Below are 24635 nucleotides of genomic sequence, written 5' to 3'. Positions count from 1 at the left end.
TTTCTCCCCAAAAATCCACCCTCACCCCTTAAAACCCTTCCTCCTCTTACTTTTCAGCCGCCGCAAACTCTGCTCAACCTCCCCACGCGCCGGATACAACAACTGCTGACTCAACGCACTTTCATACGCCTTTCTTGCTCCCAACCAATCCCCCAACCCCACCAACGCTCTCCCTAACCAGTAATCAGCCGCCGCCCGGTTAAACGCCCTCAATTCCTGACATCCCTCACCAGCCACTTCCCACCACCGCTGACTAGCCTCAGCATCCCCCAGTACTCGGTAACTCTCCCCCAACCACACCGCCGCAGATACAGATTGTAAACCCCCTACTGGCAAAAGCTGCCATCCTTTCTCCAACACCTCCACCGCTTCCCGATGTTTGTTCGCCAAAGCCAACACCCGCCCATGACGCAACCAAGCATCAGCTAAGTGGGGCTGTAGTTTTATCCCCGACAGAGAATTAAGTATTTATGGTCAAATCATTCAAAACTTTTGTATAGCAATACTAATGCAGGTTAGACAATTCTTTACTGTTGCCTGTTAAGAATTGTCTATTGGTATAAACTGATGTATTTATGTATACCAGTATTGCTATATCACCCTAACAAAAAAAATATACCACAAAGTTAACTCCTTGTCTACCCAATCGGAAAACAAAGTTATAGCAACCGCCATAGCTGTTAGGACACATCATTTATGTAGAGACGCGCCATGGCGCGTCTCTACAATGGTGCCGACTTATAAATTCAAGAGGAATAGGTCAGATCCAAGAAACAATACAGCAGATTTCAGGTTGATGAGGTACAGCCTCTAAGCAAGATCCCCGACTTCTTCAAGAAGTCGGGGATCTGTCTGTGTACCTCACTTGCTTGAAAAGCGCTGTATATTAGTTAGTTATTTAAAATTGCAGCAATGATCAGAAAAAAAATAGTAATATTATCAGAACAAGTTAACAAACTGCCGCCGTACCTATTAGTATTATATCAAAGCGGCTGCGTCTCGCTAACCCCAACTAAATCGGAGATTTTAGTTGGGGACTGCGCTCGACAACTGTTCAAGCCCCGGCATTTATGCCTGGGGTTCCTCACTGTCGGCGAGTCATTGCCATTACCGCATTGACGGTGAGTTCAGGCAAATTACCCAAAGCTGGTAACTTGTCCGATCCTGAGCATACCAGCGGCAGATCATCCCCCTGCCAAACCCATATCTGTTGACGGGTGGGGTCAATTAACCAAGCTAATTGTGTGCCGTTGCTCAGACAATGGAGAATCTTCTTCTGTAAGTCTAGGGTACTTTGGTCAGGAGAGCGAATTTCAATCAGCCAGTCTGGTGTGCCATCGAATGGTCCATCCTGATCAGGAAGACGCGCGATCGCAATAATGGAAATATCCGGCACGGGTGAGTAGGGAGGAACTAAACAGCGTAACTCTTGAACCGCTTCAAACTCGTCAGTATGGCGGTTGATGTAATTAACCAGATTGCGTTGTAGGCGCGAGTGAAACAGAGTCGGCATTGGCTTTTGGATAGCACACCCATTTAGGAACTCCCAAGCCGGAGAAGACTCGATATTGGGTTGAGACAGAAACTCAGCGAGTGGGGTAGTGATTACTGGACTCATGATATAGAAAAAGGCAAAGGGCTCCAAGGAAAGGAGCTTTTGTTGCAAGGAAGAAGGATATTACGGTTATTTCGGCGGACATGATATCAAAGCGGGTTTTGTACAAAGGTTACTATCAATAGTGAAAAGAAAATCCGATTACCCGCCCCTACAAACCAGGTTTCCTGACGGTTGTGAAGGGTCAAAACTCCCCCTACCTTAGCTACCAATACCCAAACGTACCGCTAACGCTGGCGTGAAGGGAATCAACGTTGCCACCATTAAAAACAGCGCCACTAAGCCTAAAATAGCTCTCGTATCATCTGGTTCCGTAATTTCATTGAGACTCGGACGCTCCAAAGAACGCTGCAAAAACAAAATGATAATTGCCCAATACAAAATCAATGGATTAGAGGGATTCGCTAATGCCACAATACCCAAGATAACCAACGTCGCAATCGTCGTGCGGCGAGCTGTTTTGCGTCCATAGATAGCTTGCACAACCCGCCCCCCATCTAACTGTCCGGCTGGCATTAAATTCAACGCACTAATCACTAACCCCAGCCAACCCATAATCGTTAAGGGATGAACATCAACAAGGGGTGCTTGCAGAGAATTTCCCAAAATAATCCGGGCTAACCCACCAACCAAAACCGAACCTTGGAAAAATTGAGCCGGAACCTGAAAGGTACTGCCTTGATCAGACAAAACCAAGCCCAACAGCAGTAGGAAAACAGACGCAATCCCACCCGCCGCCGGTCCAGCTAAGGCAATGTCAAATAAAGCTTTACGGTTAGGAACCAATGATTCAAAGCGGGTAATCGCCCCAAAAGAACCAATTTGTAAACTGGGAATAAAAAATGGGAAACTCAAGCGAACCTGATGACGCCGTGCTGCCCACAAATGACCGAGTTCGTGAACTGCCAAAACTGTGCAAATCCCCAAACCTAAGGGCAAGGTTTCATTCACCCGTTCAGGTGCGGTAAACAAATCAAAATTGAGCAAAAATCCAGCCGCTTCTAAGCTAGTAACAATGGTAGCCACCAGCAACACTCCTGCCAAAATCTTCTGGGGAATCGTTAGCGGTTGCGGATCATTGCTACTGGGTAGAACAATCACCACAGGTTTTCCTTCGGGATCTTCAACTAAAAAGAGTCGGTAGCGATCATCCAACCGTTGTTCTAAACTGGCAGATAAACGGGAATGCACCGCCTCAGGCTCACCGCCACGCAGATTCCCCTTAAATATCACCCCTTCCTGGTAGGGAATGGTTTCTGTGGCAAAGAATGTATCAATACCAAAAATTCCCTGGATAGTCTTCAGATCGTCTGGCGAAATGGGTATAACTTCAGTTCCGGCGGGACTACTACTCTCTGGTGATGGGGCGGTTGCTGAGGTGTCTTCTTGCGGTGATGCATTTTGACTGTCGTTGGGATCAGATTTCTCATGGAGTAACTGGTTGGCACGCTTCTGCAAGACGGCATCTTGACCTTCTTCCCGCAACCGTTTACCGAGGAAAATATAGATCCCGGTTGAAACCACCAATAACAATAAGATACCAACAATATTCAGATAAATTCCGGCAGCTAATAGGACAAAAAATATCAGCCAGGGAACCGTTAACACGAGGGACTGCAACCAGGCGAGGATGCCGAGTTTGCCGTAAGTTCTGGCACGCCTATATCCCCAACCGATGACACCAAGGGCGACAAGGAGAAGTAAAACTGTTGCAGTCGTCTCTGATCCGTTGAACATGTTTAATGAAACTTGTAGCAGCAAAAGCCAATAGTTCTACTGTAGCTGAGTACGGGAAGCTGCGGAAAGTCGCTGTTGATGAATCACTCACTACTGCTGGTAACTGAGTAACGCTTGTCTGAGATTTCCTTGCTGTTGACTCAACAGGCGATCGCAGACTGGGACATCTTCTCCTGTCCAGTGCATCAACAGTGCCAGTTTCACCCGGCGTCCGCTGCGTTCGAGTAAAAATCCGGCTTCGTCTCGACTCAGGTCAGTCAGGTCTTGTAGAATTCGTAAGGCACGGTCATGGAGTTTTTTATTGGTAACCGCGACATCGACCATGCGATTACCGTAAACTTTACCCAGTTGCACCATTACACCTGTAGACAGGATATTCAATACCATTTTGGTCACGGTTCCGGCTTTTAAGCGTGTCGAACCGGCAAGAATTTCTGGACCAACAAGTAAGCGAATATCTAAATCCACCTCATAACTGACTTGTTCAGGGGGGACACAGGCGAGCAAAATTGTCGTGGCGCCTCGTTGTCTTGCCGCTTGCAATGCCCCGCGTACATAGGGTGTTGTCCCACCTGCGGTAATGCCAACCACGACATCTAATTCCGTCACCTGACGGTGCGCGATCGCGTCACTGCCATCTTCTTCCCTATCTTCCAAGTTTTCTGAACTTCGGATTAACGCCCCGGCGCCGCCAGCGATAACGCCTTGTACCAGTTCGGGAGGTGTACAAAAGGTGGGAGGACATTCAGCCGCATCCAATACTCCTAAGCGTCCGCTAGTCCCTGCACCGACATAAAAGAGACGCCCCCCTTGTTTCAGGGCTTTTGCCGTGCGATCAATGGCTTGTGCTAGTTGAGTTCTAACGGCCGCGATCGCACGAATCGTTTCCTCATCCTCGCGATTAAACAAATCCACTAACTCTAGCGAGGTTAGCTGGTCGAGATTTTGACTTTGAGGGTTTACCTGTTCCGTTAGCAGATAACCCCGTTCCTCCAACTTTTTCATTACAACAATCCCTCTAGCTGACGGCGAATTCGATCCAGATCAGACATCTCTGGTTCTTGATTTGGCGTCCCATTAGGTTGCCAGTCTGTTTTTTCCACATTTGTTTCCGGCGGTAATGCCAACATCCCGGTTTCAACGAGTTGGCACTCATAGCCGGCACTTTGGCAGAATTCTTCAATTTCCTCAACCTCCAGCGCTTCCACAGAAGGATTGGGGAAATCCTGGGCTTCCAGCATCCCGCCAAAACGGATGGCGTCATCCTCTGACTCAAACATCAACACCACATTGCGATCGCTGATTTGCAGGGTGTGAATCCCCTCGTTTTCGCTACGAGTATTGAATAAGAGAACATAGACTTGTTTCGGTGCAACCATAACCTATTCAGATGGGAGTGATCGACAGACAAAAAAATCGTCTTTACTCAGATTAATACCAAATCCGCTTTTGTTACCCCCTTTATCGTTTGGTTACTTTTTCCTGGGAACTCTCTGCCTTGGAGCCTTCTGTCTTATCCTCACTCACCAGCCACTCGACCATAACGAGCGATAAACCTCTGGCTGGGGTGCTGTTGATGGCACAACCACGCCCACATCTGATCGCCACAGCAGAAGTGCCACCACTCCCCCGGATGACGCTGAAATCCTGCCTTTTGCATGATATCCCGTAACAATTGCCGATGGGCATGATAAGGGAGATGCAATGCGTGGGCATAATAATCGGGATGAGATCGGGGTGAGAGTTCGTCAATCTCCGATCCCATGTCAATCGTCTCACCTGTCTCATTGACCAGAGTAATATCCACGGCGGAACCCGTACTATGAGGCGGCGGGGTCAATGGATCAAGACTCGGTAATGCCCAGATTTTATACACTTGCTGCCATATTTTCTGGCGTTCTGATTCCGATAGAATCGCTGGGTTTAGGTTTTGCGATCGCACAACTTCAGCAAATGTATGGTTAACCATAAATTCCTGAACCGCGACAGGACGATAGGCATCAAAAATCAGGATACGCCAGCCCGGACATCGCTGTTGCAGGTCATTTTGAGCTGTCATTAGTGCCTCTAACACCGTCTGGCGCAAATGGTAGGGAGACGTCTTCCCGTAAGGAGCGCCCAGTTTTTCATAAGGATGAAGGGATTCCACCGCGAACCGCTCCAAGGGTATGGGAACTAGGGGTTCTCCACAGTCTCGAATCGGAATCTGGTAATAGGGTTTCATTGTTCTTATCCATGATCATTAGTCCTTTGTTTTCTAGCACCGCCATCAGACTAATGACTCAAGACAGGTACAAAAAATCCCCTGACCGTCAGAACAAGCGTTCAGGGGCTAAAGAATACAGTGTTTCCTCTTAGAACATATCCAACTCAAAGAGCGAAATAATCCGTATATTTCCGGAAATTTGCTGGCTAGTTCGTTTGTATTACCGTAGAAACACGGAGAGTATTGTATCTTTTTATAAAGAAATATTAAATTAATTAAAGATGGCGGACTTTCACGGTAAGACCCGCAAGAAAAAAGGACTTACGTTTAGACACGGAGATACTGCTTAGATAACTCAATGGCGTAAGTCCTTGATAAGTCGTATGTGCTTAACTACTATTGTGTATTTCTACTTACGTAATTTCCTCAGCAATAGTAATGAATCTTAATACGCGATTTAGCGGATTTATCTCTCTTGGCGAAATCTGTAAAACTCACCTCTACAATGCTGCCGAAAGTCCTAATCGATGTGTCTACTGCTATAAGTTATCAGTGTGTGCCAAAACGTTATCTGTAAAACCCGCCCCTACACCCTACAGATCGGCTCCCCCAGCTTCCCCAGCTCCCCCAGCTCCCCCAGCTTCCCCAGCTCCCCCAGCTCCCCCTGCTCCCCCAGCTCCCCCAGCTCCCCCAGCTCCCCTCTCATCCTTGGGAGTTGCGTCCGGAATCGGATCATAACCCCCCGGATGAAATGGATGACAGCGTAGGATGCGCCGCAGTGCGAGGATACTTCCACGCCACGAACCAAAGCGTTCAATGGCTTGTAGGGCATAGGTTGAACAGGTTGGATGAAATCGACAGGTTGGCCCAAAGATAGGAGAAATTAAGGTTCTGTAGGCTCGAATCAGCCAGAGTAATAAAATTTTCATCATGTAATAGAGTGTTATTGGCACTCCTCTGTTATTCGTGTTAACTCTTGTTTGACTCAATAGCGTTCTTAGAATCAATTCCGGCGTTATGGCTCCACATTAGTATTGTGGCGCTGGGGCTAAGTCTGATTGTGTTCTCTGCTGAGACACTCCATCGCCGGACTTCTACGAGTTCAGAATTAGCCCGCAAAGTCGTTCACATCGGTACGGGTAATGTGATTTTGGTGGCTTGGTGGTTACAAATTCCCGCCTGGGTGGGTATAGCCGCATCTATCATCGCTAGCGCGATCGCACTTTTGTCGTATTATGTGCCATTTCTGCCCGGTATCAACAGTGTGGGACGTAGAAGTTTTGGTACATTTTTCTATGCCATGAGTATGGGCATCCTCATCGCTTGGTTTTGGTCCCCCCATCAATTCCACTATGCTGCTATTGGCATTTTAGTCATGACTTGGGGAGATGGACTAGCGGGATTAATTGGTCAGCGATTTGGGCAGCATAAGTACCAAATCTGGGGGATGACAAAAAGCTGGGAAGGTTCTTTGACAATGACTCTCATCAGCTATGGGGTCAGTTGTTTAATTCTACTTGGGGTTCAGGGTAATATTTGGCAAACGTGGTTACTCCCTATCGCTGTGGCGTTAGGGGCTACCGGTTTAGAAATGTTCTCGAAGTGGGGCATGGATAATCTTACCGTACCTGTCGCCAGTGCTGCTTTAGCGTTTTACCTTCATCAACTATTTCTCTTCGTCTGAGTTTTGAGTGTGTAGGGGCGGGTTTAAGTCAGTGACATTCACTTGAAAATAGTCCTGATTGCGGCAATAGCGATACAAGCGATACCCCCTATTTCTAATATCCAGTTCATCCTCAATCCGACCACTTGCCAACCGATCAAGGCATCAATATGATGAAAGGATGAGGCGCGAATGACAATAAAACAAGAAAGGAAAATTAAACCTAAAAGCGCTAACCGATAGGTTCGCCGTTCAGCATAAATGGCGCGTCCAATTACCGAAACTAAAACTAACGCAGCAACCACAATTCCTACAATAAATTGCGTCTGAACCATCCGACGCTGCTGATACCAACCCTGAGATAGCGCTAATTCCTTGCCGACTACAGTCACCAAAGACTGTAGATCTAATTGCTTATTAATACCCAGCAATAATAAAAGAATGGCGAATAATCCCCATAGCCAACGAATTTGACTCACTCGCTGTAGAGGGAAGACGAGCGGATGAGGTAAGGCATTGATCAGGCACAATAACGCTGTGATAAAATACGCCACGACTGTAAACCAGCCCATAAACGTAGGATCACCGATTCCGGGTTGCCAGTGACCATTAATAATAACTGCGAAAAGTTGCATCCTGTGTGGAAAAAAGTTTTAAGTTTTGAGGACAGTCGAAAAACCTAAACCCCCAGCCCCCTTCCCTACCCCCCTCGTTCCCCCCTGCTGCTACAAGAGGGGGGAAGACAGCGGATGCTTCGCTTTTTTTGCACGGAAGGGGGAGCATCTAAGCCCCTCCAAATAAAAAAATATATTCCGCTGCCCTCTCCTTGTAGGAGAGGGCTAGGGAGAGGTTCGGGGAGGGGGAAAGGGAAGGGGTCTGATCCCTCAGTTAATGACCAGCCGTATCCGGGGAGGGGACAGGGGTCAGGCATAGCTCAGTTGTTGCAAGGTAAGATTTGATTGGGTCATCCAGTTTTTTGGATTCATCCTTCCATTCTAACCTAAGATGAGCGGCTCTTGTATTTCTGCCACGCTGCACTAGCGACTCCGTACCTACGTTGCCCCGCTATCCCTCCCCGTGATGGCGCGTGGAGGACGGGGATTCCCGCAATTCATGTTGAGTTTTAATTGTGTAGGGGCTGGTTTATGAATTTTCGCACAAGCTATTAATGATAACGTTTATTCACAACCCACCCTAACCGAGTTTTAAGTTATGAGTTTTGAATTATGAATTTAAAGTCCTTGTTCCCTGTGCTACGAAAAATGACGGAGCGTGCTTGGCGCTTCGCGAATATGAGCAATCACCAATCCCCCATCCCCAATGAAGCTATGCTGCTGACGGATGAATTGCTCCTCTATTACAAACGCTGTCGGCGTCGAGCGTTTCTCGATTATTATGGTGATCCGAGTCAAAAAGATCCGCCCCAAGATTTTCTACTGAAACTGCGCCAAGATAGTTCGGCGCATCGGCAAGCTATCCTCAAAAGCGCAGAATACGAGGGAAGCTATGGTTCTGCCGGAGAAAGTCCACTCCTATCCTTATTACCGACTGGAGCAAACCTAACACCGATACAAACCCCTAACTATGGGCGAGATGATTGGCAAGCGGGAGCGCAGGCGACGTGGGAGTTGATGCAGCAAGGCGTCGATTGTATTGCTAAGGGAGTTTTGCTCCGGCAAACGGTTGAGGGAGTCACGCTGCTAGGTTCTGCTGATTTATTGATTAAACAGCCAGGATACTCGATTTTTGGGGATTGGATGTATGTTCCCGTCTCGATTAAATTCGGCAGGCGGGCTAAGGCAGATTATCAAATCATCGCCGCGTTTCATGCCCATCTTTTGGCTGAAATACAGGGAAGTTTGCCCAGTCAGGCTTGGTTAATTTTACGTCGTCAAAATGCCTACTCGGTGACTCTGGATAAATGGCTACCCCTGATGCAGGCGGAGTTGGCAGACTGTACTCAAACTCTGCAACAACCTCAAGCGCCGGAAGTCTTTATCTCACGGCAAAAATGCGGGCTTTGCCATTGGCATAGTAGCTGTTATGCGATCGCGCAATCTCAAAAGCATATTTCTTTGATACCCGGTGTTACGCCAAAGCGCTACCAGAGTTTACAGGAGTTAGGGATAACGACGGTAGAATCCCTTGCCCAAGCTGAGATTAGCACCTTGGCATCTGAGTTTGGCAGCGAAGTGGGATTAAATTTAGTGCAACAGGCTCAATCGATTCAGCACAATCGGGTGATTCTGCGTCAAAGAGTTGATCCAGCTAGGGAGACTCCACCATTTGACAGGTTGACAGAATCGGATAACAATGCAAATGGTGCTGGAGTTAATTCTTACTCAGAGTTTCAGCCTTCCATGAGATATATGGATCGATTACCCCAAGCCTCTGTCGAACTCTTCTTTGATATCGAGGCTCAACCCGACTTAAACCTGGACTATTTACTAGGTATCTTGGTGATTGATCGCTCCACCAATACCGAGACATTTCATCCCTTCTTGGCAGAACATCCCGACGACGAAGGCTTCATCTGGCAGCAATTTTTAGAGTTGGTGTGGCTCTACCCCGATGCTCCCATCTTTCATTTTTCTGATTATGAAGTCGAAACCGTCAAGCGCTTAGCTAAACTTTACAAAACCCCCTTCACCCACCTACAGCCCTTACTGTCACGCTTTGTCGATGTTCATCAACAAGTTATGAGTACTGTTACCCTACCCGTGGAAAGCTATTCACTCAAACATTTAGCTCGGTGGTTAGGCTTTGAGTGGCGCGATGCGGCGGTAACAGGTTCTCAATGCGTTTGTCTCTATGAACAGTGGCTGACAACAGGCGATCGCACGGTACTGGAGATTATTCAACGCTACAATGAAGATGATTGCCGTGCTACTTATCACTTGAAGGACTGGTTATGCGGATTTTTGCAGGCAAATGCTTCCACCTCTGCCTGAAGAATACGAAGTTATGCAAAGATTTCTGAAAAAAACTGAACTGGTTATTAATATTACAATTTTCTCTAATCAATCAATGTTAGCGTAGATAACATTGAGGGTTTCGCAGTCGTTGAATCGGATGGAAGCCCTCTAGGAACTTTTAAGAGGTGATCGCTATGCTTCCTATCTTCCTGATTCTTTTGCTCAGCGCCATTGCAAGTCTCTGGCTGTCTTTACGTGCCTCTCACGAAGTTTCCCGAGTTTTAGCTATAGGTAGCGCCATATTTTGCTTAATCTTTGGGTTTGCTATGGCACCGTGGGTTATTCAGGTTTTGATTGTTCTGTCGCTTTTGGGCATCGAACGGTTATATCCTTTCCGGAAAACAGCCGCTGAATTGGTTACTCTCTCTCCTACTAAAAGACGATGACTTGTTTGTTGAGGTCTACTCCAGACTATCATTCATTCAGCCAGATAGTCTACTCCCCCAATCTATAACAGAAAAAAGTTAATAAATGAATGAATGAATGAATGAATGAATGCCCCAGCTTCACCGCTGGGGTATTTTGATCGGAACTTCCCCCCAGTGCAAATGTACTATACTCAATTCGGCATACATAACCCTGTTATATCCAGATTGTAGAGACGTTGCATGCAACGTCTCTACAGGGTTTTCGCTCCTGTGTTTCCATGGGACGTGCTAGGGTACAGCGCTAGTCATCAGATAGCTCGTAATCGTCATCTAGCATGAGGACATAATCAGCCATCTGTTTAGCGTAATGAAGAACTCTAGGCACTTCTAAGAAGTCTTCGTATTGCAAAACTCCATGACGGGATTCGTGAGCGATCGCGGCTAAGTCGAGTAAGTTGTCCTTGTCATCGTCTTGATAGTAACCTATGGTAATCTCAACCAGAGAAGGGTGTACCCAAGGTTTTTCGGGTTGCTCTATCCTTGATAAATTGTTGGGTATGCTACTCATTGTTGAAGATTTATTACCAAGACTAAAAAATACACGGTCATTGTCTAAATTCCTGAATAGACCAGTAATAAATCCAGATTTCCCATCCATACCAAACCACTCTGATGTTTCATCCCCAGAGCGTAATCGGATAACCCGCAGTCCAGGAAATTTCTCAAAAACAGGTTGGTCTCGCTCGGCAAACGATAATCCCTCGACGGAAATTTGTCTATCCTGTAGCCACGTCCATTGCTGACGGATATTCTGAGCTAAACAGTAAAGTAATGTCGGCTTGCCTCTTAACTCTTTTTTGTTGAGAGTCTGCTGAATAAATGTTCTAATTTTAGCTTTACTTTTAACATCATTGGTAAAGCCTTTTCCCTCCTTATTTATGCGGGTCAAGGCTTCATCATAGGGTATCCACGATTCTAAACCGGGAAAAATAGCAGTGATTTCAGCCGTCCGAGAAGACATTTTGACAATGACGGGAATTGTTTTGGGTTTGGCATCAGCGCTAGTTTCGGACGTTCGATTGACCAACCATAGCCCTACTTCATTGATAGGGGTATCTGGGTCTACATGGGGAAGTGTTATGTCAGATGGAGCCATCCGCACTCCTAGAGAGCGCAATAGGTCGATCAAGCTACAGATAGCTTTTTGACAATAACTTTTTGGTTTGGGAGTAATAAACTGGCTGACAAGTCCCTGATCTGCAAAACCGAGACGAATAGCACGTTTTGGGTCTCCCCAAGGGGCTAACTTATATTTAGTTTCATTTTCTTTACCTTCGTTATTTCTTTCGACAAACTTCCAATGTTTTTTATCATAAAGTTCAAACCAAACCCCCACTTTACCCCGTAGTTTTGATTGACTATGCTGCACAAGATCCGCGACTTCACCCCTTCGCTTATTTATCGCTTTTTCTCGCTCTGTACTCTTCGGTTTAAATTCAGGAGATAAATCTAAGCGTTGGGCTAAACCAGCCACTTCATCCACACAGATAGTCACTGTTAAACCTTCCGGGAACGAGTAGGGGCACGATAATATCGTGTCCCTACTTCCGGGTTCTGCATTTGGCAACCCTAAGCAATACTGTATGGCTTTGAGGCGTTCTACCAGATTTTCTTCGTTGATGTACCAAATCCAAATGGTTAAATGTTCGCCAATGGATGAACGAATTGCACGCCGCAATGTTGCTTGTTCACCACGACGTTCTTGATAAAACTGCTCAAGCCGCACCTTAAAATCTGCTTGCGTCTCTTCTGGTTCTGGTTTCCAGCTAAGACGCTCTGACTCCTGTTTTTTTAAGAGTTCTTGGCAGCGCAATTGGTAATCTGATTCAGATTCTCTTTTTTTCTTGGTACATTTATTCAGTTCGGTTTCATGTTTACGTAACAGTCTTTTTTTTCGGACGGCAAATTGCTTTTCGCTTTCGGCTTTTTTTCTAATAATAGGCTCATCAAAACTTTTTTTTGGCTTTTTCAAGTCAAAGAACTGACTTGACTGCTTGTCTGTCTGATATTTTTCCCGTTGACAATCTATCGGTTGCCAACAGTCCTTTAAGACATCAGCTATTTGTCTTAAGAGTTCGTGAGTATTAGTTGTAGGTAATCCTTTCGCTACTTTATGCTTGGGTTTCATCCCTTCTTTATAGGCAATGCCAATGTTAGGATTACCGCTTAAAGCGTCTGATGGATTAGCTAATAGTTGTTGCGGAGTCACTGAAAGAATGTCTAATTTTTTCAACAATATAGCTAGGTTTTCATCCCAATCGGCTACACCTTTCTTTAATACCATCCGGCAAGAGAGGAAATAGTCTGTCCACTGCTCAGGATTTAGTGCTTGTCCCCAATTCAGTTGGGCGCGAATGCAGGCGTTACTACCGTGATTTTTTGACAATTTAGAATCGTTTACACTGAGCCAGCGCCTAATGCTTGGCTTAACATCTAATCGGGGATAATGCAAATCAGGTTCCTGCACCATCCTCACTGTTAAAACTATTGAGTAATAGTAAGTTTGTCCGTCTTCTGTGTAATTTAACGGCTGCCAAGATATTAACTCTGCTCCTTGCCCACTTGATGGTATCGTTCGGTAAAACTGAAGTTTTTCGCCATCCACTTCAAACTTTAGTCCGGGTTTGGTTAGTTCTTTCGCTAGGATGTGAGGCAACAAAATAAAATCACTGCCAGAGAGTTTAGCCGTTCCATTTGGATAAGTTGTAAACTGCTTTGTATAGGATACCTCTCTCCTTTCCCAAACCAATTTTTCGGCAGACAGATAACTCATCGCCAATTGTCGTTCTTGAGCAGTTATGCCAACTTTCCTTTTATTACTTGGTTCTTCGGGAAATTCTGTATCTATCCAATAAGACAAAATAGCTGACAAAGGTTTTTTGGGGAGTTGGTGAGGACTGTATAACCAAAACTCCCCTGGTTTCGGCGACAGTTTGCCAATGTAAATTAAACCAGGAGCTAGTCTTAATGCTCTATTGAGAGACTTCACGGGAAGGCTGGCTTGTTCAATCGCTTTATTATCCCGCTTGGCAGTAAGTCGTCTTATTTGTTGCTTGGCATCATCGGGAAACTTTAATCCAAAAAACTCTTGAGGTGGCAAGTCAGATTTTAAGCGGAAAGCACATAAACGGATTTTTGGGTAGACCATGAGTAATAACCTATCAGTATAAGTAATTAGAGATTGACTGGGGGTAAACCAGAAAGCTTTCTAGTTTTAGCGATCGCACAATAAAAAGGGCGATAGAGAGATTGCACGACCAAGCGATCGCGTAGAGGAATTTGTGGGTCATTTTCAAAATAAGGACGCAGTAAATTTACAATCCCGACAAGGACACTGGTAGCAGCAATATCTTCTTTTCCATCTTGGTTTCTAGCCGTATTTATCCCAAATTTAGCGTCGCACCAAAAAACTTGTGCATTGGCATTACCACGAATTAGACGCCCTATTACTTGCCAAAGAGAAACAAGAATATCCCACTGCACAGCCTCGCGATCGTCTACAGGTAGCGTCCTTAATTTGAGTGAGAGGTGCAGCAGGTGAAGCCATTGATGATACGCCGTATCACGAAAATTATCGCCTAATCCCCTCAAGGTTTCCCCTGTAGCTGTTTTATGATTGTCAATTGCCCAACGGTTGATGGAGTAAATGGCATAAGATAAATCGTCAGGAACAGGGTGAGGTAAAACTAGAAAGTAAGCCGCTCCAATTACCGCAATTCCATTCTCATAGACAATATTATGCCCTCGCTCAAATGCTTTAATTGGACTGATCAGAATTGGTTCAGGTCTTGTAGTAAAATCTGGCGAACGCCCCCGTTGCAACAACTTATAATTCTCCGGGTTGTCGTTCCAATTCTCCGAGTCTTCATCATCCGGAGAAAGAGCTACGATCTTATGTTCCCATTCTAAATTTTTTAAGCATTCATAAACCCACCTAACTTGTTCATAGCTGTTAACCATTAATGATATTTTTCTCCCGTTCAAGGCTTTGAGTTTGTCAGTTAGATAGTCTTCTTCTACTAACTTAGTAACAATTTGTTCTAGGTTACGACGCTTATTATCTCCTGCTCCCGACACAGAGATAGCGTTTTGATGCTTATCGAAGAAGGGTAAAAACGTTGAAGTTATGACCATTTCCTTTGATGTATCTGGTACAAGCACTCCATAAACAGGTACATCAACATGATAGGCAGGTGATTTTCCCGCCCAACTTGTTCCCGACATCAACAATAGGTGGGGACTGGCAATATTATCGGCTTTGAATAATTCATCAAAATGCAGTAACAACCAACGTCCAACACCCGTGCAGCGAAAAAACTGTAAGCTACCTAATGAGTCTCTGTAGGATTTGTGGTACTGAAATGCCAGTTGATTTCCCATTGGCATTGCTGGAATAACCGCATTAAAATCTGGTGGGGGAGCATCAAACCACATTGAATCTGATGTATCCAGATTTAGGATTCCTTGCACCTGTCGCCATTTGATCATCATAAAGGAGAGCTTACTTTGCAGAACACAGACTAGCAAGGCAAACTCTAGTTTGACGGAAATTTCATTGATTTTTTCCGAAGACAAGGGAACCGTTGTAGTTTGCTCAACCCATGTCCGAATAGCTGCACGTTTTTTGTCTTTTTTAGCCAAGGTAAACAAGGGATTACGCTCGTCGTCTAAATTTTCGATATATCGCTCAAACGTACCCTTCATTAAGGCATCGCATTGTTGAGATTGTTCTACATTATCCGGGTCTGTCCTTGTTAGTAACGTAGACACCTCTCGCAACAATAGCCAGTCCGTGAAATAATGCTTAGAGTCTCGCCATTTAGCTAAGTCATTTTCATTGCTCAATAGGTGGTAGATTTTATCGGCTGTGCCGTTAGCTATACGGCAAGCGTCCCACCAATCTGAGACAATATCATTCTCAAGCAGTCTTGACTTTTTCTGCTTTAATTTGTCTTCAACATAATCGTGGAGCTTGTTCAACCAAGCATCTCTAGCAGGTCTGCACAATGTCTTATCAGGGCTAAATGCTTTATCCAGATAGGCTTGGTGTTGGTCAACTTCATCCACAATGACCAAATCACTGCGCCTACAAACCAATTCAAAATACAGGATACTCTCTCGGTTTATTACTCGTGGAACCCTGCTATAAATTAAGCTTCCTGGTGTGGCAATCCAGATAGAAGCATTAACTAGATCGCAGTCTTTTTTATGAGAGGGACATACACCGTAAGCTGGACAAGCTTTGTGCTTAGATAATGGTTTTGATTCGTCTTCGTTGCTTGTCTCTATAGGTTCCAAGTTCAAACATGGCTGCATACCAATTTCAAACGGTATTTCCATCTCCGGCTTAACTGAAGGGGTCAATAGGCAAGTATTACTCAGCCACTGGAACGCCGGATGGTCTTGGTTAAACGCTTCATTTGGATTAGAGTTGTAAACGGCTTTATGTAATCTATTTAAGTGGCTGGCTTTGTTGGAATTCCCCAAGATAGGAGCCACGTCAGTAATTCCCACTTCGGCAAACATTTTAGTCAACTCAAAAATTTGTAGCACATCCGCTACAACTAGAGTAACGTGCAATTTCTTACGCCACGCACAGACTGCCAAAACTTTCATCAAGTTGGACTTGCCGGATGACACCATCCCGACTAAATGCTGGATTATATTGATGGTTAAAGTCTCAGCATCAACTAATTCTTGGGTATCGTTAAATACTTGTAGTTGGATTTTACTAAAAAGACTTACCCATTTTGAGTTTAGTCCCCTATTATTTCTTTGCTCATCCATCCATGCGGCTGTTTCCCTAAGTTCAGCCCAAGATAGTTGCAGTGGATTCCTCAACGACACACCAGCTATATTGTGATTTTGTGGACGTTGGAAATTAGCAATCAGAGGCGATATCGCAACGGTTTCCTTTTTCCCTTTTACCTCGCACTTATAATTTCCAGCTTTAGCCCAAGCCAGCGCCTTTCTTTGCGATAACTCTACTGACTTATTTAAGGTATCGTTATAAATCTGGAATCGGTGATTGGCAACTGTAATATTAGTTCGCCTTCGATATTGCCAAGATTCCCCTACTTCATACCCACGACTATCTGACGGAAAATCTCGATAACGCTGTAGGGCTTCTTTCCAGATAAATGGACTATCGAAGTGTGGCAAGAGATGACGAGCGATCGCCAACATTCGATACTGATTTTCCGTCCAATTTTGGCATTCTGGATGCGAGATGGGATAACCAGTCAGTAGCACCCAAAGACTATTCGCTGTAGCGCCAGGAAGCAAGAGGCTCAACAGGTAAAGTCCTAACTCGATCTCACATAACTCTTTATCTAAATCGTTCTTAAGAGGTGCATACCATTTCGTCGTATTTCTCATTTTTCACTTCCTAGTTTTTTAATAACTTTCTTGACAAATGAACTTTCAAACATTACCTGAGATTTTTTGACCGATACGGGACAGTAACCTCGGAATTCTTGGATGTACTCCTGACCATAACTTTCCAGTTCATCAGGAAAGACAAAAAAGGATTTATGGTAAGGCTGATGCTTGAGTTGACGAATAGGCTGATTGACTTTTTTGGCTAAGTTATATGCCGATTCCCAAAACTTTACATCAACTGCCCAGACTGTTCCATCTGGAAAAACTAAATGTAAGTCATATTGGTCGAGTTCTGGATATAGCTTAACTTCTAATCTGTTTAACTGTTTCAATCTTCCTTCTAGTCGCAGTTCTGCTTTCCCTGGACGATGAATAAAATATCGTAAATCCTTCTTCAGCCAAAAGATTTCATCAGACTGATGATCGGCTAAAGGGACAGGATTCTTTTTTTCTTTAGCACAATGTTTGTTCTCACATTTCAACTTATTATCTTTTGTTACATACATGAGACCGCCACAATGACCGCAGCCGTAAAATTTTTCACCTAACTTATAAGATTCTGGCGCTTTTTCGTAGCTATGTATCAGAAGGTCTGGCACGAGCTTAAAATCTACAGCGCTGTCAACATAAAGTTGACCCTTTGTTACTACAGGATTTTCTATAAGATACTTTCTAAACCTAGTATAGAGTTCCGGGTTTGGTGCGGCTTTAGTCATTACCTCATTAATCACTTTCTTTTGGAAATTCCCCCATTCATCGAAGTATTCCCCTGCGGTTTCAATACAAAACCCACTCGGCTTTTGGTCTTCTATCAGTCGCTTATCGAGCCATTCTTCAGGGCAATCAATTTCTATATCCCAATCTTTTAAGGGGCGCTGCGCCCATCTGGACACAAAATCAGGAACCCCTTGTATCGGTTGATGCACTCGGGCTATTAAACAAGCAAGTGCCAGCCTGTTTACCCCTAATTGCAAGACAGCCGGATATGCTGAGAGGCGTTTGGGGATTTGGTATTCATACTCACATAGACCCTTAGCTATCTGTTGGAGCGTACCCTCTCCGAGAGGATTCACCCGATCAGGCTCTTTGACTTCCTCGCTACCCGTAACTAATGACGTCATGTCGTACCTTCTGTGTCCTGTTGGCGTCCTCATTGCCTTAATCTTTCCTGTCGCCTCCCAGCGCCTGAGGGTATCCACGCTAACCCCTATGCGCTGTGATGCTTCTTTTGGACTCACAAACTCTGGAATGGGCTTTTCCTCAATTCGATTCCTCTACTATAGCCGCATTTCTAGATTTGCATAGATATTTTTGTTAAATTTGGGCAGCGAAATCGCAATGCGCTGCAGGTATTAATCGACGGTTCCCCCTGTACAAAATAACGGAATGCTTAGTTGGTGCGGTATAGAGCCATTTTTTGAACCTCTGGCGAATGGGTACATTTGTGAAAAAGACTCCTAGAACGGATAGTGACCGCGATCGCTCTTTTTTCCCAACGTCGTCTGATTGCGGTTTACTGGTAAGTTCCAACAGGGCTAAGGATTGAAATAATTATCGCGATCGCGTAAAGTAACTATGGGATCTAATCGGTTTGGATATAGCGGCTTACGACTGGGTAGAGTACAGCTAACATTTATGATACTGGGTCATATGGGCGTAAAGTGTATTCAACTGAGTTGCAGTTATTCAGAAAGAGATTTTAGACGATAACCTAAACCGTGTACCGTTTCAATTACATCGTCTGGAGCGCCTACGGCTCGAAGTTTGGAGCGCAGGCTTTTAATATGAACCTTAATCGTATCTTCTTTCGGAGGATTCTCTAGTGACCAAACATGCTCAATAATGGCACTCCGACTCATGATTTGCCGTCCATTGCGGATAAGTAATTCTAAAAGACTATATTCTTTGGGAGTCAAGCGTAAAGTTTGATCGCCGTAGCAGACTTCATAGGTAGCTGGATCTAAACGCAATTGTCCCCATTCTAAAATCGGGGGTGAAACTGTTTGCCCTCGTCGCAGTAGCGCTCGAATTCGAGCCAGTAACTCCGGAATATCCAGAGGTTTAACCATATAGTCATCGGCGCCTGCATCCAAACCGATAACTTTATCCGTACTGGTATCGCGAGCCGTGATCATCAATATTGGCATCTGATAACCCTGGGAACGCAAGCGTTTGCACAAATGAATCCCATCCAACTTCGGCAGCATCATGTCGAGTAAAATGAGGTCGTAATCAAGGGTATTCACTTGTATCCAAGCCGACTCTCCATCGGAAACGGTATCAACGGCATACCGTTGTATAGCCAGCGCTTCAGCCAGCGCTTCAGCCAGGTAGATATCATCTTCGACTAGAATAATTCTCACGTATAAACATACTATTCCCTTTTATGAATTTATCATGAGGTAGCCTCAAAATAAATGGCATCAAGAGAATAAACGATATTATTCGATGAAGGGGAGCGAGGGAGCCGAGGGTGTAGAGACGTTCCGGTGGAACGTCTGGGAGCTGTTAACTCCCGTTTTAGGTAAATAATTCTCTGTTTCCTTAAAAAATTTAGGTATCCTAATCTAAATGCTGAACAGCTTATTTGCTGCTGCGATGCACTAGCTGTTGTTATCTCTTAGGAGAACTCAAATGCCAAAATCTATCGGTGTCAAAAGCATTATCGGAGGTGTTTGTCTGGCATTACTTATTTTTATAGGTACTAGCGTTATTGCCTATAGCCACCTGACTCAACTGATGGAACTTTATAGTGACAAGTCACAGGAACAGTTAGCGGCTGTAGTCACTCAGATGCAGAGAACCCAATTGAGTATGATTTTGGGGCATAGTAGCAGCCTAGCCATACTAATCGTGTTGTGCGGTTTGCTTCTGAAGCAGCATTCTCGATTGAAAGCAGAAATAGAACGAATTTGCGATCGCCAACAGTCACAGACTACCCCAGAACATATAGCACAACGCGAACAACTGATCCTCAGTAGCGCTCAACGTATCCGCCAAACCCTGGATTTAGAAACCATTCTCGACACCACAGTCACCGAAGTCCGAGAATTTCTAGGCGTTGATCGAGTGTTAATCTATCGGATTTGGTCTGATGGTACAGGAAGTACCGTAGCAGAATCTGTCTCTTCTGATATCTCTCCCATTCTAGGACAAACATTTCCGGCGGAAGTATTTCCCGAACAGATGCATCAATTGTACTGTCAAGGACGAATTCGCACTGTCGTTAATCCAGAAACCGATGACGTGACACCCTGCTTAGTGGAATTCCTCCAGCACTTAGGCGTAAAATCTAAACTCGTCGTACCTATTCTACAACAAGAAAAGCTCTGGGGACTGCTGATTGCCCATCACTGTTCTCAACCCAGACAATGGCACTCTTTAGAGATTGACTTACTCTATCAACTCGCCATACAAGTTACCATTGCTATTCACCAAGCCCAACTCTATCAACAGCTTCAGACAGAATTAATTGAACGCCAATCGATTGAAAATCAACTGCGTCAAGCCCGTGATCAACTAGAAATTCGAGTTCAAGAACGGACGGCGGAACTGATGCAGACGAACGCAGATCTCCAGACGCAAATTCATGAACGCCAAGAAGTCGAAGCCGCCTTAAGAATTAGCGAAGAACGATTTCGCGTAGCCTTGAATAACTCACCTATCACAGTATTTAATCAAGACAGAAATCTGCGCTACACCTGGGTTTATAATCCGGCAAGTCGGATTAATACTGACTTACTCATCGGTAAACTAGAATCAGAAATGTTTGCCCCAGAAAATGCCCAAAAGCTCATTCCGATTAAACATCGCGTCTTAACCACAGGAGTCGCTGAGCGTCAAGAAATATCGATTATCGTAGATGGCAACGTTCGGTACTACGATTTAACTGTAGAACCGTTACGAAACCACGCCAAAGACGTTATTGGTATTACCTGTGCCGCCACCAACATTACTGAAATTCGGATTCGGGAACAAGCACTTCGGGAAAGTGAACGGTTTATTCAACGCATTGCTCATGCGATGCCAACTGCTTTGTATCTTTATGACTTAGTTGAAAAGCGAAATATTTACAGCAATCAACAAATTACTCAATTTATCGGCTACTCCCCGGAAGAAATTCAAGCCATGGCACCGACATTTCCGCAAAATCTAATTCACCCCGATGATCAAGTCAAACTGATTACTACTATTCAACGATTTGCTACCGCCAAAGAAGGAGAAATTATTGAGACAGACTATCGCATCCAACATAAATCCGGGGAATGGCGTTGGCTGTATAGTCGCGAAATGGTGTTCACTCGCACAGCGGATGGTTTACCCCAACAAATTCTCGGTACTGCCCAAGATATTACCGAACACAAACAAGCAGAATTAATCCGTCTGGCACTTGCACAAGAGCAGGAACTGAGACAACTCCAGCTTAATTTCTTTGCTATGGCATCTCATGAATTTCGCACGCCATTGAGTACAATTTTAGCAAGTGTTCAATTACTGAAATATTACTATTCAGAAGAATTAAATAATAAAATTATTCGCAACATTGATCGGATCGAGAAAACCGCTAAAACCATGACGCAGCTATTGGGCGATATCTTAACAATTAGCCGAGCAGAAACTGGTAAGTTAGAGTTTACTACTCACCCGATAAAATTAGATATTTTTTGCCGCCAGTTAGTTGAAGAGATGCAATTAAATGCTGGCTCTGATTATTTGATTAACTTACTGAGTCAACATGAATTGACTATTGTTTGCTTAGATGAGAAGTTATTACGTTCTGTTTTAATCAACTTACTGTCTAATGCGATTAAATATTCTCCGGCAGGGGGGCAAATAGATTTAATCGTCACCTGTAGTCAATCCACAGCGACGTTTCAAATTAAAGATTCAGGGATTGGGATTCCTATAGAGGATCAAAAAAAATTGTTTAGTATATTTCATCGCGGTACGAATATTGGCAATATTCCCGGCACCGGATTAGGATTAGCTGTGGTCAAGAAATGCCTAGATATACAAGGGGGTACGATTTCGGTCAATAGTGAAGTGGGAGTCGGTACAACGATGACAATCACGATACCCTTGCCATCGACATAAGCTGTCATGCATTTAAATTGGGTATTAGTAGCGAGCTTTCTGGCCTATTGCCTATTCCCTGGCGCGTAGCGCTATACTTACCAAGGACTTCCAATCATAGTAAATGCTGCCCAATAATAGGGATGTGAGAGAGACTGATCACCTTGACTTTCTAATGTTGATGGTAAAGGAACAGGTTGTCCACTTCCTCGTAATTGTCCGCCTTCTAAGCGCACCTCACCCTTGAGCATCGCTAACTGTGCTTGTCGTAAAGCTTCAGATTTAATCGGAGCGGTTTGCAACTTCCGATAGAACTCCGTCATCAATCCAGAAGTGCCTTCATCACTGACGTACCACAAACTCGACAGTGCTGACTTGGCACCCGCTTGCACCGCTAATCCGGCAAACCCTAACTCGGCTTTTTCGTCACCCACGGCTGTACGACAGGCTGATAGGATTAACAACTCAATTGGGGTGCGACGCTCATTCCAGCCTAATTCTCGCAGTTGGTTCAAACGCAGTAAATCATTCCATAATAGGATATAGGAATTTTCCAGAGGACCTGATTTAAATTCACCGTGGGTGGCTAAATGTATAATTGTGGCATCTTGGCTTTGTGATTTGAGCGTTTCTAGGGTAACTTTTTCATTCAGGAATGTTTCTCCATCGCGAATACTTTCAATGGTTTCAAGTTCCAGGGGGACAGCAGGTAGAGGATTCAGATTCAACTCCTTCGCCAGATCACTGACGCTGGCAACTCCCATAGCCAAAACGGGGGCATTCTGAATATTTTTATAACTTGTATCAGTAATGCTAAGACTCGGCATTAATCCTACACTATATTTTTCTACTAAAAAGTTTTGACCATCATGGAGAGCCGCTACAGGTAATGAACGCAAACCATTATCCATGATAAACACCAGATTTTGAATGCCTTGCGCCTCTAACTCAGCTTCTAAGGGAGCGATTAACCATTTATAGAGTTGTTGAGCGGGTTCTAAATAACTGGTAGTTCCCCGTTTAATGGGATTAGTGATTTCGCGGCGTAATTTTGTCGCCGTTTGTACAATTGTTTCTTGGGTTACATCAGGAAGGCTGACAATCTTTTTATTCTGAGCTGAAACCATTCTCAGTTCCAGGCGTCCGCCAACAAATGTGGCATACATAAATGCTGGTTTTACCCCCGTTTGTTTCTCAATTTGCGCCAGGATTTTAGGTGCATCAGCGGGATTGTTAACACTGGGTTTTGGTCCTAAGTATCCCGAAAATGCATCAGTGAGAACGCTGTCAAGTGTGGAAATTTCTAAGTCGGCATCAGCTACTTGACTAGTCAATGAAAGGTTAGGATAGAGACTTGTTAATGGCAGATTGTTTTGAGAGGGTATCCGAGAAATAATTTCAATGTTTTCTTGTCGAACAGGACGAGTAAAAGATTGAACTGGTAAGATTGTTCCGGTAAATCCATTGCCGTTTGTAATTGCACCTATTGTGCCATTTTGGGTCGCATTTCCAACTTCAAAGGGATCAAAGGCGGTACCACCACCATGTCGAATCACAATCGGATCACCAATGGTGGCAAGACTAGCTTGTAAGCCAGTTTGGGAAACGAATGTACCTGTTGCTCTCAAATAACCATCCGTGGTGATGTTAATCGTAATTTCAATTCCTTCTGTTTCTGTTGGACTTAATAAGATGGCTGCTGGGTTTCTTGGCAAACCTTGAGCATTGATAAACGTCAAATCAATGCCAGGAGCTTCTCTGAGGAATTCGGGTTGACCGTTATTGAGCGTGATTAAACCCGCGAAACCCCCAGTAGAACTGGAGTTAACCTCTGCAAGTGTAATTTGACCCAGGGTGGAAACATCAATAGAACCCCCACCCAATGGACCCGATGAGTTTAAATTCTGTGTTGTAATATCTCCGGTTTGGCTGGTGAGTGCGATCGCACCCCCTATACTTGTTTCTGAAGAGGTATCGATATTACCCGTGGTTATACTATCTGGTGCACTCAGCGTTATGGTATTCTCTGCCTCTTCTGTCTCTCCCTTGGCGGTTAAATCACCGCTTTGTATCGAGCCTGACTGACTGGTAAAGGTAATTCCGCCATTGGTTGAAGAGACATTAGCCGTGGCAATTTCGTTATCGGCTTGGAGGTTGACGGTTTCTCCTTCCATTTCCCCTGTCGTAATATTACCCTGGCTAGCGGTTAGGTTTACGTCACCTTGAGTTGCAGTAAGTGTGCCGTTACTGGTATCAATAGAACCTGTTTGGCTATTGAACGTGATATCTTCCTCTGTAGCGGTGACACTGGCAGTGTTGATGTCATTATTTGCCAGGAAGTTGACTGTTAGAGCTTCTACATTAGCTGTCGTTACGCTTCCCTGATTGGCGGTTACATCCACCACTCCTTCAGTTGCTTCAATATCCGCTGTGGTAATATCACCCTCGTTTGCGCTGAGGTTTACGTCACCCTGAGTGGCTGTGAGTGTTCCTTGACTCGTATCGATAGAACCAGTTTGGCTATTGAATATGATATCTTCCTCCGTGGCGATTACAC

At 44.6% G+C, this 24635-nt stretch carries 17 protein-coding genes; 4 read left to right on the top strand and 13 right to left on the bottom strand.

Annotated elements, in window-relative coordinates:
• Positions 1-21 precede the first annotated feature (21 nt).
• The 7 genes from RIG27_RS07595 to yidD all read right to left on the bottom strand — a co-directional run bounded on the left by RIG27_RS07595 (position 22) and on the right by yidD (position 6487).
• A complete protein-coding gene (locus RIG27_RS07595; protein WP_446343892.1) occupies positions 22-390 on the bottom strand; it encodes a tetratricopeptide repeat protein in 369 nt (122 codons plus the stop codon).
• A gap of 694 nt (positions 391-1084) precedes the next feature.
• Positions 1085-1618, bottom strand: a complete 534-nt coding sequence (locus tag RIG27_RS07590; protein WP_446343890.1) for a Uma2 family endonuclease — start codon at positions 1616-1618, stop codon at positions 1085-1087.
• 198 nt (positions 1619-1816) lie between these two features.
• Complete coding sequence (locus RIG27_RS07585) at positions 1817-3352, bottom strand: site-2 protease family protein (RefSeq protein WP_446343888.1); 1536 nt, start codon at positions 3350-3352, stop codon at positions 1817-1819.
• Positions 3353-3442: 90 nt separating this feature from the next.
• Entirely contained in the window at positions 3443-4357 is a 915-nt protein-coding gene (gene murQ, locus RIG27_RS07580; protein ID WP_446343886.1) for an N-acetylmuramic acid 6-phosphate etherase, read from the bottom strand.
• On the bottom strand, positions 4357-4731 hold the full coding sequence (locus RIG27_RS07575) for a DUF3110 domain-containing protein (protein WP_446342474.1): 375 nt from the start codon (positions 4729-4731) through the stop codon (positions 4357-4359). The genes murQ and RIG27_RS07575 overlap by 1 nt, the downstream gene beginning before the upstream one ends.
• Positions 4732-4871: 140 nt before the next feature.
• Positions 4872-5576: a M15 family metallopeptidase gene (locus RIG27_RS07570; RefSeq protein ID WP_446343884.1), complete on the bottom strand. Its 705-nt coding sequence runs from the start codon at positions 5574-5576 to the stop codon at positions 4872-4874.
• A gap of 575 nt (positions 5577-6151) precedes the next feature.
• On the bottom strand, positions 6152-6487 hold the full coding sequence (gene yidD / locus RIG27_RS07565; RefSeq protein WP_446343998.1) for a membrane protein insertion efficiency factor YidD: 336 nt from the start codon (positions 6485-6487) through the stop codon (positions 6152-6154).
• Positions 6488-6534: 47 nt separating this feature from the next.
• Between yidD and RIG27_RS07560 the strand changes: the two genes are divergently transcribed.
• Entirely contained in the window at positions 6535-7242 is a 708-nt protein-coding gene (locus tag RIG27_RS07560; protein WP_446343882.1) for a diacylglycerol/polyprenol kinase family protein, read from the top strand.
• A 38-nt stretch (positions 7243-7280) separates the two neighbouring features.
• Here the strand turns inward: RIG27_RS07560 and RIG27_RS07555 are convergent, their stop codons facing one another.
• On the bottom strand, positions 7281-7856 hold the full coding sequence (locus RIG27_RS07555) for a hypothetical protein (RefSeq protein WP_446343880.1): 576 nt from the start codon (positions 7854-7856) through the stop codon (positions 7281-7283).
• A 693-nt stretch (positions 7857-8549) separates the two neighbouring features.
• On the opposite strand from RIG27_RS07555, the gene RIG27_RS07550 reads away from it, so the two are divergent.
• Positions 8550-10172 (top strand): TM0106 family RecB-like putative nuclease, encoded by a 1623-nt coding sequence (locus RIG27_RS07550; RefSeq protein ID WP_446343996.1) that lies wholly within the window; start codon positions 8550-8552, stop codon positions 10170-10172.
• Positions 10173-10330: 158 nt separating this feature from the next.
• The gene (locus RIG27_RS07545; protein ID WP_446342482.1) at positions 10331-10582 is read left to right on the top strand and encodes a hypothetical protein; all 252 of its coding nucleotides are present in this window, start codon (positions 10331-10333) and stop codon (positions 10580-10582) included.
• Positions 10583-10865: 283 nt separating this feature from the next.
• On the opposite strand, the gene RIG27_RS07540 is transcribed toward RIG27_RS07545, so the two are convergent.
• From RIG27_RS07540 to RIG27_RS07525, 4 genes are all read right to left on the bottom strand, one after another.
• Complete coding sequence (locus RIG27_RS07540; RefSeq protein WP_446343878.1) at positions 10866-13772, bottom strand: pPIWI_RE module domain-containing protein; 2907 nt, start codon at positions 13770-13772, stop codon at positions 10866-10868.
• Positions 13773-13798: 26 nt separating this feature from the next.
• Positions 13799-17002 (bottom strand): pPIWI_RE_Z domain-containing protein, encoded by a 3204-nt coding sequence (locus RIG27_RS07535; RefSeq protein WP_446343876.1) that lies wholly within the window; start codon positions 17000-17002, stop codon positions 13799-13801.
• Positions 16999-18243: a restriction endonuclease-related protein gene (locus RIG27_RS07530; RefSeq protein ID WP_446343874.1), complete on the bottom strand. Its 1245-nt coding sequence runs from the start codon at positions 18241-18243 to the stop codon at positions 16999-17001. The genes RIG27_RS07535 and RIG27_RS07530 overlap by 4 nt, the downstream gene beginning before the upstream one ends.
• Positions 18244-18687: 444 nt before the next feature.
• Entirely contained in the window at positions 18688-19368 is a 681-nt protein-coding gene (locus RIG27_RS07525) for a response regulator transcription factor (RefSeq protein WP_446343872.1), read from the bottom strand.
• A 271-nt stretch (positions 19369-19639) separates the two neighbouring features.
• Here RIG27_RS07525 and RIG27_RS07520 point away from each other — a divergent pair, with 271 nt between their 5' ends.
• Complete coding sequence (locus RIG27_RS07520) at positions 19640-22099, top strand: sensor histidine kinase (protein ID WP_446343870.1); 2460 nt, start codon at positions 19640-19642, stop codon at positions 22097-22099.
• A 77-nt stretch (positions 22100-22176) separates the two neighbouring features.
• Here the strand turns inward: RIG27_RS07520 and RIG27_RS07515 are convergent.
• Positions 22177-24635: CHAT domain-containing protein (locus RIG27_RS07515; protein ID WP_446343868.1), on the bottom strand; the 2459-nt coding region annotated here is incomplete at its 5' end.

The sequence above is a fragment of the Coleofasciculus sp. F4-SAH-05 genome (assembly GCF_040222985.1).
Classification (GTDB): domain Bacteria; phylum Cyanobacteriota; class Cyanobacteriia; order Cyanobacteriales; family Coleofasciculaceae; genus Coleofasciculus; species Coleofasciculus chthonoplastes.
The sequence above is the reverse complement of the archived record's forward strand: the minus strand, read 5'-3'. Positions and strand labels throughout refer to the sequence as shown.